Below are 11895 nucleotides of genomic sequence, written 5' to 3'. Positions count from 1 at the left end.
CAGGATCTCTAACGCTTCAAACTCTGGAGACACTCGATGAAAACGCTCTGGCACAACTGTCACGCAGCAACCATGGCAAACGGCACTTACTCGATCATCGAGGACGCCGCCATTGTGACCGACGGAGCGCTCATCGCCTGGATCGGCCCTCGCAGCGAATTGCCCGATCAAGGCGCCATCGAAACGGTCGACCTCAACGGCACCTGGGTCACTCCCGGCCTGATCGACTGCCACACTCACACCGTGTTCGGCGGCAATCGCAGTGGCGAGTTCGAGCAGCGCCTGCAAGGCGTCAGCTATGCGGAAATCGCGGCGGCAGGCGGGGGCATCGCCAGCACCGTTCGCGCCACGCGGGCGGCCAGCGAGGCCGAGTTGTACGCCAGCGCCGAGCGTCGTGCCCTGCATCTGCTCAAAGACGGCGTGACCACGCTGGAAATCAAATCCGGCTACGGCCTGGACCTTGCCAGCGAAGCCAAGATGTTGCGCGTCGCCCGCCAACTGGGAGAAAAACTTCCGGTCACCGTGCGCACCACCTGTCTCGCCGCCCACGCCCTGCCGCCTGAATACAAAGACCGCGCCGACGATTACATCGCCCACATTTGCAGTGAAATGCTGCCCGCGCTGGCCAAGGACGACCTGGTGGATGCCGTCGATGCCTTCTGCGAATACCTGGCATTTTCTCCTGCGCAGGTCGAGCAAGTGTTCATCACCGCAGGCGAACTGGGCTTGCCGGTGAAGCTGCACGCCGAGCAACTGTCGTCGCTGCACGGCTCAAGCCTGGCGGCGCGCTATCAGGCGCTGTCTGCCGACCATCTGGAGTTCATGACCGAAGAGGACGCCATCGCCATGGCCGCCTCCGGCACCGTCGCGGTGTTGCTGCCCGGCGCGTTCTATTTCCTGCGGGAAACCCAGTTGCCGCCAATGGACGCCCTGCGCAAACACGGCGTGAAAATCGCCATCGCCACCGACCTCAACCCTGGCACCTCACCGGGCCTGTCGTTGCGCCTGATGCTGAACATGGCCTGCACCCTGTTCCGCATGACGCCCGAAGAAGCCTTGGCGGGTGCGACCGTGCATGCCGCTCAAGCACTGGGACTGGCCAAGAGCCACGGCTCGCTGGAAGTCGGCAAGGTCGCCGATTTCGTTGCGTGGAACATCGAGCGGCCCGCAGACCTGGCCTATTGGTTGGGCGGAGATCTGGATAAACGCGTCGTGCGTCACGGCGTGGAAAGTCGTTTCTAAATTACTGAATCGGGAGAACATCGTGGACAAGGTTCTGAGTTTCACTCGCGGTCGCGTACCGCTGCTGATCAGCATGCCCCACCCAGGTTTGAATCTGACGCCAGTGGTACGCGAAGGCTTGGTGGATGAGGCCGTGAGCCTGCCAGACACTGACTGGCATATCCCGCGCCTGTACGATTTCGCTCACGATCTGGGTGCCAGCGTACTGGCGGCGGAGTATTCGCGCTTCGTCATCGACCTCAATCGCCCTTCCGATGACAAACCGCTGTACGCCGGAGCGACCACCGGGTTGTACCCTTCGACGCTGTTCGAAGGCGATCCGCTGTTCAAGGAAGGCCAGGTGCCGAGCAAAGAAGAGCGCGCGACCTATCTGGAGAAAATCTGGACGCCGTACCACGACACCCTGCGCAACGAGCTTGAGCGCCTGCGTAACGAATTCGGCTACGCGCTGCTGTTCGACGCCCACTCGATTCGCGGCCACATCCCGCACCTCTTCGATGGTCGTTTGCCGGACTTCAACCTCGGCACCTTCAACGGCGCAAGCTGTGATCCGGAGCTGGAAAAACGGGTTGAAGCGGTCTGTGCGGGCGCGAAGAACTACAGCCATGTGTTGAATGGGCGTTTCAAAGGTGGCCACATTACCCGTCACTACGGCAATCCGGCCGAGCACATCCACGCGGTGCAGCTTGAGTTGGCGCAAAGCACCTATATGGAAGAGTTCGTGCCATTCCACTACCGCGCGGATCTGGCTGATCCGACGCGAGTGGTGCTGAAGTCGTTGCTGGAAAACATGATCGCCTGGGGGCGGGAGAAGTACGGGAAGTGATGCCCTTCCGGTGATCGTTCCCACGCTCCGCGTGGGCACGATCACGTTGGCGTTGCTATTTCCTCAACAACCGCAACCCATTGAACACCACCAACAAACTCACCCCCATATCGGCAAACACCGCCATCCACATGGTCGCGACTCCCGCGAAGGTCACGGCCAGGAAGATCGCCTTGATCACCAGCGCCAACGCGATGTTCTGTTTCAGCACCGCTGCGGTATCGCGGGACAGGCGGATAAACGCCGGAATCTTGCGCAAATCGTCATCCATCAACGCCACATCGGCGGTCTCGATCGCGGTGTCCGTCCCCGCAGCCGCCATGGCAAAACCGATCTCTGCCCGCGCCAACGCCGGGGCGTCGTTGATGCCGTCACCCACCATCCCGGCTCGATGTTTCTGCGCGTACAGCCCTTCAATCGCCTGCAACTTGTCAGTCGGCAGCAAATTGCCCTGCGCCTGATCGATCCCCACTTGCGCAGCAATCGCCTTGGCCGTGTGCGGGTTGTCGCCGGTGAGCATCACGGTTTTAACGCCCAACGCGTGCAACTGCGCAATCGCCTCGCGGCTGCTGTCCTTGACCGTGTCGGCAACCGCGAACAATGCCAGCGGCCCAGTCTCGTCAAACAGCAACACAACGGTCTTGCCTTGGGACTCCAACGCTTCAAGTCGTGCTTCAAGCTCAGGCGAACACAAGCCGGATTCATGCACCAGCCGATGGTTGCCCAAGTGATACAAACGCCCCTCAACGTCGCCTTTCACCCCCAGCCCACTCAGCGCTTCGAAGGCCTCAACTGACAGGTGCCCGTCCTTGCCAAAATGCGTGGCGATGGCCTGAGAAACCGGGTGATCGGAACGCCCCGCCAAGCTGGCAGAAATCGTTAGCGCACGCTCACCGAAAGCCTCATCGAGCAACACGTAATCGGTCTGCATCGGTTTGCCGTGGGTAATGGTCCCGGTTTTGTCCAGCGCCAGGTAATCGAGCTGATGGCCCATTTCCAGATAGACGCCGCCCTTGACCAGAATCCCCTTGCGCGCTGCCGCCGCGAGACCGCTGACGATGCTGACCGGCGTTGAAATCACCAGTGCACACGGGCACGCCACCACCAGCAACACCAGTGCGCGATAAATCCAGTCGAACCACGCCGCCCCCATGAACAGCGGCGGGATGATCGCCACGGCCAGCGCCAGCGCGAACACCGCCGGGGTGTAGATTTTCGAAAAGCTGTCGACGAACCGCTGAGTCGGTGCCCGCGCGCCCTGAGCCGCTTCCACAGCATGAATGATCCGCGCCAGCGTCGAGTTGTTCGCCGCCGCCGTGACCTTGTATTCCAACGATCCGGCCTGATTGATGGTCCCGGCAAATACCTTGTCGCCCACGGTTTTCTCGACCGGCAGGCTTTCACCGGTGATCGGCGCCTGATCGATACTGGAATGCCCCGACACCACTTCGCCGTCCAGGCCGATGCGCTCGCCCGGTTTGACCCGAACCACGCTGCCCAACGCGATCTGTTTGACTTCGACTTCCACCCATTGACCGCCCTGCTGCACGGTGGCCATGTCCGGCGTCAGTTGCATCAGTCCGCTGATGGCATTGCGCGCACGATCAAGGGATTTGGCCTCGATCAACTCGGCCACAGTGAACAGAAACATCACCATCGCCGCTTCCGGCCATTGCCCAATCAGTACGGCACCGGTCACGGCGATGCTCATCAGCGCGTTGATGTTCAGGTTGAAGTTCTTGAGCGCGATCCAGCCCTTTTTATAGGTGGTCAAACCGCCGCTGAAGATCGCCACCAGCGCGATCAGCGCGACCACCCACGTCGGTGCGGCATCGGTGAAATGAATGACTTCCGCCGCCACAGCCGCGACACCGGACAACGCCAGCGGCCACCAAGGCTTTTTAGCGGTCGGCTTGGACACCTCGGCCTCAACGCCTTCATTGATCACATCCGCTTGCATGCCCAGCGAACCAATGGCGGCACGAATCGGATCAGTCGAGGGCAATTCATGCCACACGCCCAACACGCGATTGATCAGGTTGAATTCAAGCTTCTGGACGCCCGCCATCTTGCCCAGCTTGTTCTGGATCAGCGTCTGCTCGGTAGGACAGTCCATCGCTTCGATGCGAAAGCTGCTGAGCCGCGCGTTGTCAGTCGAACCACTGCCGATGCTCACGACGGCCGGGGCAACCTCGTGGGAACAGCAGGAATGGGCTTTGTGGTCGTGCTTGCCAGCCGGCGTGAATTTGACCGGGGCAGCATGATCTTGATGCGCATGGCCATGGCCTGCATGGCTGTGCCCGGCGTGGTCATGGCCTGCGTGATCATGTGGCGAATGTTTGTGTACAGAGTCACTCATTGGTTGAGTCTCTTGGTGTGCGTGTTGCCAAGTACACACCCTGTAGCCACTATAGGGTCAAGCCTCAAAACGGGATCAGTGACATGAACGCTTCTTTCAGGATCGGCGAACTGGCCAAACTGACCGACTGCCCGGTGGAAACCATCCGCTACTACGAGCGCGAGGGCTTGCTGGCCGAGCCTGCGCGCAGTGAGGGCAATTACCGGCTCTACACTCAGGTACACGTCGAGCGCCTGACGTTCATCCGCAACTGCCGCAGCCTGGATATGACGCTGGACGAAATCCGCAGCCTGCTGGCCCTGCGCGACAGCCCGCAGGACCAGTGCCAAAGCGTCAACGCGTTGATCGACGAGCACATCCAGCACGTCAGCGCGCGCATTGCCAGCCTCCAGGCGTTACAGGAACAGTTGGTGGATTTGCGCCAGCGTTGCAGCGAAGGCGCGCCGAATCATTGCGGGATTCTGGATCGGTTGGAGATCAGCGGGAGTGTGGTGGCCGCTGATGTGGAGCACTCCCACGTTGGCCGTAGCCACGGGCATTGATACCTGACACGACCCCAACATGGAAATATTGACGCCCATGCAGGAGATCGCTCGCCGTCAAAACGACACTGTCGCGCTGCAAACACGAGACGTGTGGGAGCCGGCTTGCTGGCGAAAACTGCAGATCATTCACATTGATGTTGAATGACACACCGCATTCGCCAGCAAGCCGGCTCCCACCGGTTAAGCGTTGAATCAGCCGTTAGGCAGCGTGAATACGCTCCACCGCTTCAGTCACACCCGCGCCGTATTCCGGGTCGGCCAGGGTGCAGTGCTTGATGTGCAGCGCAATGATCGGCGCCGACACACCGCGCAAGGCGCGTGCGGTGTTGTCGAACAGCGACTGCTTCTCTTTCGGGCTCATCTTGCGGAACAGGTTGCCCGGCTGCGAGAAATAATCGTCGTCCACACGGTGGTTCCAGTGACCCGCTGCGCCTTCGATGGACAGTGGCGGCTCGCGGAAATCAGGCTGCTCCTGGAACGCGCCTTTGGTGTTCGGCTCGTATGAGGTCATCCCGCCACGGTTGCCGTCGATGCGCATCAGGCCATCGCGGTGGTAGCTGTTCACGTGCAGCGCAGCTTTCGGCGAGTTCACCGGAATCTGGTGGTAGTTGACGCTCAAACGGTAGCGCTGGGCATCGCCGTAGGAGAACAGACGGCCTTGCAGCATTTTGTCCGGCGAGAAGCTGATGCCAGGCACCACGTTGGAAGGTGCGAACGCAGCCTGTTCAACGTCGGCAAAGTTGTTCTCCGGGTTACGGTTCAGCTCAAAGTAGCCCACCTCGATCAACGGGTAGTCGGCTTTCGGCCACACTTTGGTCAGGTCGAACGGGTTGATGTGGTAAGAACCCGCTTCCTTCTCCGGCATGATCTGTACGAACAGTTTCCAGCGCGGGAAGTTGCCTTGCTCAATGTTGTCGTACAGGTCGCGGTGATGGGATTCGCGGTCATTCCCCACAACGGCCGCCGCTTCGGCGTCGGTCAGGTTGGCGATGCCTTGCTGTGAGACGAAGTGGAACTTCACCCAGAAGCGTTCATGTTGGGCGTTCAGGAAGCTATAGGTGTGGCTGCCGAAACCATGCATTTCACGGTAGCTGCGTGGAATGCCGCGCTCACTCATGACCACCGTCACCTGGTGGAACGACTCAGGCAGTTGGGTCCAGAAGTCCCAGTTGTTTTCGGCGCTGCGCATGCCGGTGCGAGGGTCGCGTTTCACGGCGTGGTTCAGGTCTGGGAATTTCAACGGGTCGCGCAGGAAGAACACTGGCGTGTTGTTGCCCACCAAGTCCCAGTTGCCTTCTTCGGTGTAGAACTTCAGGGCGAAACCGCGGATGTCCCGCTCGGCATCGGCTGCACCGCGCTCACCGGCGACGGTGGAGAAGCGTGCGAACATTTCGGTTTGTTTGCCGACTTGCGAGAAGATCTTGGCGCGAGTGAATTGAGTGATGTCGTGGGTCACCGTGAAGGTGCCGAACGCGCCCGAACCTTTGGCGTGCATACGGCGCTCTGGAATCACTTCGCGGTCGAAGTGCGCCAGCTTCTCCAGAAACCAGACGTCTTGCAGCAGCGCCGGGCCGTTGGGGCCAGCGGTTTGAATGTTCTGGTTATCGACTACGGGGGCGCCGAATGCGGTCGTCAGTTTGTTGCTCATGCGCGTTCTCTCCATTGGGGTCACTTGTGTGGGCGGCTTGTTGTGAAGCCGCGCCTGAAGCTGTTCGATGGAGAGACGATAAGGAAAACCCGAGGCGGAAGCTCATTGTGATGCCGCACTGGGTGGATAGAGAGATTTAATTGATTAGCTAATCTTCGATAGCCAGCACAAATTCTTAACGACACCCGAACCTGTAGGCCTTCGCCAACTGTCTTTAACTCCTCCGAGTATCGTTCCCACGCTCCCGCGTGGGAATGCCGTTCGCGACGCTCTGCGTCGCACTGACGCAGGGCGTCAGAGGCTGCGTGCCCACGCAGAGCATGGGTACGATCAGACACTGAAGCCTGTGGAAGTGAGGCGGCGGCCTTATATTTTGCTGCGATGGTATCCGTGCGGCACGCCGCCTTTGGACAACACCCACTGCCACAGCTGAATATCCCGCGCACGGAATGCCCCGGCGCACGACAGCAGGTAATAACGCCACATGCGATAAAAGCGCTCGCCCAGTTTCGGTTCGAACTCAGGCCAGGCCTTCATGAAGTTGTCATGCCAAGCCATGAGCGTCTTGTCATAGTCCGAGCCGAAGTTGTGCAAATCTTCCACAACGAATAAACCATCCATGGCGTCGCCCATCTGACCAATTGAAGGCAGGTCACCGTTGGGGAATATATATTTATCAATCCACGGGTCAGGATAAGAGTTACGCTGATTCTTGCCGATTGTGTGCAATAGAAACAACCCGCCCGGTTTCAAACAGCGATGCGCTAACTCCATGTATTCCCGATGATTTTTGCGCCCCACATGTTCGAACATCCCGACACTGGCGATCGCATCGAACTGTTCATCAAGCTCTCGATAATCCTGAAAGCGAAACTCTAGCGGCAAATCTTTGTAGCGCTCTTTGGCCCAGGCAATTTGCTCTTTCGAAATACTGACGCCCACCGCTTCAACACCGTAATGCTCGGCGGCATAACTCATGAAACTGCCCCAGCCACAGCCAATGTCCAGCACGCGCATGCCGGGCTTGAGTTGCAGTTTGCGGCAAATCAGATCGAGCTTGGCGGCCTGTGCTTCTTCCAGGGTGGTCGCGTTTTCCCAGTACCCGCAGGTGTAGGTCATGCGCGAATCGAGCATCTTCGAGTAGAAATCGTTGCCCAGGTCGTAATGCACTTCGCCTACGGTCTTGGAACGTTTGATGTTCTGCCGGTTCATGAACTTCGCCATCAGTGCGTAGAACACCAGGCGCACCGGCTTCACATCGTCGGTCATGCCGGTTTTCAACAGGCGATGGAAAAACTCGTCCAGATGATCGCTGTCCCACTGCCCGTCCATATAGGCTTCGCCCAAGCCGAGGTTCCCTTGCGCGAACGCCCGTTCGATCACACCAGGACCATTGAAGCGAATATCGGAAGGGGCGGACCCGTTAATCTGGATCCCGGCGGCGCTAAGAATGCGAGAGGCCGTGCGATAAAGACCGGAGGTGTGATCGGAATAGGTGTCAGTGCTGAAGTTCGTCGTGGTCATGGAGGGGGATTTCCAAACGCATGTCAGGCTAAAGACTTATCGGTAGACCCCGACTATAGAACAAACAATCCCCACAGATAAACTCAATATACTCAATTCAAAGATTGAAAATATCTATCAAATGAATTTTGTTTACTCACTTGCAAAACAGTTATTACACCATTGCAACAATAAACTTTGAATTAAGACAACACGGCACAGTCCGGCAAGGGTTTAACCGGTTAGAACATAGAAGGTTTGTGCGGATTTATATTGCCCAGACACCGCAAACTACGTGGGAGCCACCTTGGTGGCGAAGGCGGCTCCCACAGATTGGACGCGGCTCTTAAACGGCCACTGGCGCCTTGATGTTTGGATCGGCGTCGTAGCCCACGATTTCGAAATCCTCGAAACGGTAGTCGTAGATGCTGTCCGGGCGGCGGTTGATCTTCAACTGAGGCAATGCCTTCGGGGTACGGGTCAGTTGCGTGGCGATCTGCTCTTCGTGGTTCGAATAGGCATGGGTGTCGCCCAGGCTGACGATGATCTCGTGGGGGATCAGGTCGCACTGCTGCGCCAGCATGTGCGTCAACAGCGCCAGCGCGGCGATGTTGTACGGCAGGCCGAGGAATACGTCAGAGCTGCGGATGTACAACTGCATCGACAGCTTGCCGTCCGCAACAAATGCCTGGTACAGCAAATGGCAGACTGCAAGCGCCTGACGCCCCGCCTTCACGTTTTCCTGAGGCGACAACTTCTCGTCCGGCAGGTATTCGGTGTTCCAGCCGTGGAACAGAATCCGGCGGCTGTTGGGGTTGTTCTTCAGGCAGTCGACCATATAGTCGATCTGATTGATCTTGCCGCCGTCCTTCGTCGGCCAGCCGGTCCACTGCGCGCCGTAGACCGGACCCAGGTCGCCCTCTTCGGTGGCCCACTCGTCCCAGATGGTCACACCGTTGTCGTTCAGCCATTTGGTGTTGGTGTTGCCGCTGAGCATCCAGATCAGCTCATTGGCGATGCTCTTGAAGTGCAGTTTCTTGGTGGTCAGCAGCGGGAAACCATTGGCCAGGTTGTGGCGAATCTGACGGCCGAACACGGCAGTGGTGCCAGTCCCGGTTCGGTCGCCTTTGCGCGTGCCGTTTTCAATGACATCCTGTAACAGCTCAAGGTATTGCTTCATGCCCTAAGGCCCTCTGTATCGATGAAGCTGCCGGGCGCACTGGCACGGCAGTTCAGAATCAAGCGGCGGCGTTGTTGGCAGCCGGTGCGCGGTGGTAGGCCAGCCAGATCAGCACCAGACCCGCGATGATCATCGGCAGGCTGAGGATCTGCCCCATGGTGACCCAGCCCCAGGCCAGGTAACCCAACTGGGCATCCGGCACGCGGACGAACTCCACGACAAAACGGAAGATCCCGTAAAACAGCGCGAACATGCCGGAAACCGCCATGGTCGGACGCGGCTTGCGCGAAAAGAAGTAGAGAATCACGAACAGTGCCACACCCTCCAGAGCGAACTGGTACAACTGCGACGGGTGGCGCGGCAGTTGCGCCGGATCGCTGAACGGCGGGAAGACCATCGCCCACGGCAGGTCGGTCGGTTTGCCCCACAACTCGCCATTGATGAAGTTGCCGATACGCCCGGCGCCCAGGCCAATCGGCACCATGGGCGCGATGAAGTCCATCAGTTGAAAGAACGACTTGCCGTTGCGTTTGCCAAACCAGTAGGTCGCGATCATCACCCCGATGAACCCGCCATGGAACGCCATGCCGCCTTTCCACACTTCGAAAATCAGCAAAGGGTTGGCGATGTAGTTCGGCAAATCGTAGAACAGCACATAGCCGAGCCGCCCACCGACGATCACGCCCATGGCAACCCAGAAGATCATGTCCGAGAGTTTTTCCTTGGTCCAGGTCGGGTCGAACTTGTTCAGCCGACGCGAGGCGAGGAACCAGGCACTGCCGATACCGACCAGATACATCAGGCCGTACCAGTGAATTTGCAGCGGACCGATGGCCACGGCTACCGGGTCAATCTGCGGGTAAGGCAGCATTGCAACTCCTTAAATGAGCGCTCGAAGAGCGACGAATCAAATCAGAAAACTGGTACCGACCACCACCAGCAGCAGTGCGAACAGTCGTTTCAGCACCCTGGGTGACAGTTTATGCGCCAATCTCGCCCCGAAACGGGCGAAGAACATGCTGGTGACAGCGATGCCGATCAACGCAGGCAGGTACACGAAACCGAGACTATGCGGGGGCAACAACGGATCGTGCCACCCAAGAATCATGAAACTTATGGCACTGGCCACCGCGATCGGAAAACCGCACGCCGATGACGTCGCCACCGCCTGCTGCATGGTCAGACTGCGCCAGGTGAGAAACGGCACCGTCAGCGAGCCGCCACCAATGCCGAAAATCGCCGACGCCCAGCCAATCACCACGCCAGCCCCCACCAACCCCGGCTTGCCGGGCACGCCACGGCTGGCCTTGGGCTTGAGGTCCAGCGCCATCTGGATCGCGACCAGGATCGCGAACACACCAATGATTTTCTGCAAATGCGGCCCGGCGATGTAGCTGGCGGTCAGCGAACCAAGCCCGGCGCCGATCAGAATCCCCACGGTCATCCAGGCGAACACCGGCCAGCGCACCGCCCCCATGCGATGGTGAGCACGCACAGACTGAATCGAGGTGAACACGATCGTCGCCAGCGACGTGCCCACGGCCAGGTGCGTCAGTACCGAACTGTCGAAGCCTTGCAACGTGAAACTGAACACCAGCACCGGAACGATGATGATGCCACCGCCCACGCCAAACAGCCCGGCCAGCACGCCGGCGCAGGCGCCCAGGGCCAGATAGAGCAGAAATTCCATGGGGGTCTCCAAAAATCAGTGCGGCAGTTTACCGGAGCGGGCGACCTGCCTCTAGCCGCGCGCGATGGATGTCCACCTGAACGCTAGGTAGAGTGGCAAAAAACAAGGAGGCCGCATGTGCCTGATCGTCTTTGCCTGGCGCCCTGACCACTCGCAGCCGCTGATCCTGGCGGCCAACCGTGATGAATTCTACGCCCGCCCGACGCTGCCACTGGCGCAATGGGAAGACTCCCCACATGTCTACGCCGGTCGCGATCTGGAAGCGGGCGGCACCTGGCTCGGGGTTTCTGCCGATGGGCGTTTCGCGGCGCTGACCAATATTCGCAACCCCGGCCAACCGTTGGGACGCCGCTCGCGAGGTGAGCTGGTTGCTCATTTTTTGAGCGGTTCTCTGTCCATTGATGATTACTTACGCGAAGCTGCGGGGCGTTCGACGGAATACGGCGGGTTCAATCTGCTGGTCGGGGATCGCCACTCGTTGCACTTTCTCAATGCTGGCGATCCTGTACCGCGCAAGCTTGAGGCGGGGGTTTACGGGGTGTCCAACGCAGGCCTCGATACGCCGTGGCCCAAGCTGGTCAAGGCTAAAGCTGCGCTGACTGAGCATCTGAACGATCCTGCGCCTGACGCCCTGTTTGCGTTTCTGTCGGATGCCAACGCGGCTGCGGACGCCGACCTGCCGAACACCGGCGTGGGGCATGCGACGGAGAAATTGCTGTCCAGCGTGTTCATTGCCAGCCCTAATTACGGGACGCGGGCGAGTACGGTGTTGATCGTCAATGCAGACGGGAGCCGGAGGCTGATTGAGCGCAGCTTCGGGCCATATGGTGGGAGATTGGGTGAGGTGAGCCTGCACATCTGAATGTATCGCCCCTGTGCATGATCGTTCCCACGCTCTGCGT

At 59.3% G+C, this 11895-nt stretch carries 10 protein-coding genes; 4 read left to right on the top strand and 6 right to left on the bottom strand.

The annotated features are described in order from the left end of the window. The first annotated feature begins 36 nt into the window (after positions 1 to 36). Together hutI and hutG are read left to right on the top strand one after the other, a co-directional pair. Positions 37 to 1242, top strand: a complete 1206-nt coding sequence (gene hutI / locus ACI5GA_RS18230) for an imidazolonepropionase (RefSeq protein WP_421423674.1) — start codon at positions 37 to 39, stop codon at positions 1240 to 1242. A gap of 22 nt (positions 1243 to 1264) precedes the next feature. Then, a complete protein-coding gene (gene hutG / locus ACI5GA_RS18225; protein WP_421423672.1) occupies positions 1265 to 2068 on the top strand; it encodes an N-formylglutamate deformylase in 804 nt (267 codons plus the stop codon). A 55-nt stretch (positions 2069 to 2123) separates the two neighbouring features. Here hutG and ACI5GA_RS18220 read toward each other — a convergent pair whose 3' ends face one another. Continuing rightward, entirely contained in the window at positions 2124 to 4427 is a 2304-nt protein-coding gene (locus tag ACI5GA_RS18220) for a heavy metal translocating P-type ATPase (RefSeq protein WP_421423671.1), read from the bottom strand. An 83-nt stretch (positions 4428 to 4510) separates the two neighbouring features. On the opposite strand from ACI5GA_RS18220, the gene cadR reads away from it, so the two are divergent. Next, positions 4511 to 4969, top strand: a complete 459-nt coding sequence (cadR, locus tag ACI5GA_RS18215) for a Cd(II)/Pb(II)-responsive transcriptional regulator (RefSeq protein WP_404636280.1) — start codon at positions 4511 to 4513, stop codon at positions 4967 to 4969. Between the two features lie 202 nt (positions 4970 to 5171). On the opposite strand, the gene ACI5GA_RS18210 is transcribed toward cadR, so the two are convergent. The 5 genes from ACI5GA_RS18210 to ACI5GA_RS18190 all read right to left on the bottom strand — a co-directional run bounded on the left by ACI5GA_RS18210 (position 5172) and on the right by ACI5GA_RS18190 (position 10993). Then, positions 5172 to 6620, bottom strand: coding sequence for a catalase (locus tag ACI5GA_RS18210; RefSeq protein WP_404636279.1), 1449 nt, complete (start codon positions 6618 to 6620; stop codon positions 5172 to 5174). A gap of 366 nt (positions 6621 to 6986) precedes the next feature. After that, entirely contained in the window at positions 6987 to 8144 is a 1158-nt protein-coding gene (cfa, locus tag ACI5GA_RS18205; protein ID WP_404636278.1) for a cyclopropane fatty acyl phospholipid synthase, read from the bottom strand. Between the two features lie 325 nt (positions 8145 to 8469). Next, positions 8470 to 9303: a thymidylate synthase gene (locus ACI5GA_RS18200; protein WP_404636277.1), complete on the bottom strand. Its 834-nt coding sequence runs from the start codon at positions 9301 to 9303 to the stop codon at positions 8470 to 8472. A 58-nt stretch (positions 9304 to 9361) separates the two neighbouring features. Next, complete coding sequence (gene lgt, locus ACI5GA_RS18195; RefSeq protein WP_421423668.1) at positions 9362 to 10174, bottom strand: prolipoprotein diacylglyceryl transferase; 813 nt, start codon at positions 10172 to 10174, stop codon at positions 9362 to 9364. Between the two features lie 36 nt (positions 10175 to 10210). Next, complete coding sequence (locus ACI5GA_RS18190; RefSeq protein WP_421423666.1) at positions 10211 to 10993, bottom strand: sulfite exporter TauE/SafE family protein; 783 nt, start codon at positions 10991 to 10993, stop codon at positions 10211 to 10213. A gap of 115 nt (positions 10994 to 11108) precedes the next feature. Here ACI5GA_RS18190 and ACI5GA_RS18185 point away from each other — a divergent pair, with 115 nt between their 5' ends. Further along, on the top strand, positions 11109 to 11855 hold the full coding sequence (locus tag ACI5GA_RS18185; RefSeq protein WP_404636274.1) for an NRDE family protein: 747 nt from the start codon (positions 11109 to 11111) through the stop codon (positions 11853 to 11855). The last annotated feature ends 40 nt before the right edge of the window (positions 11856 to 11895 follow it).

The organism is Pseudomonas sp. Pseu.R1 (assembly GCF_045764065.1).
In the GTDB taxonomy this organism is placed as follows: domain Bacteria; phylum Pseudomonadota; class Gammaproteobacteria; order Pseudomonadales; family Pseudomonadaceae; genus Aquipseudomonas.
The sequence above is the reverse complement of the archived record's forward strand: the minus strand, read 5'-3'. Positions and strand labels throughout refer to the sequence as shown.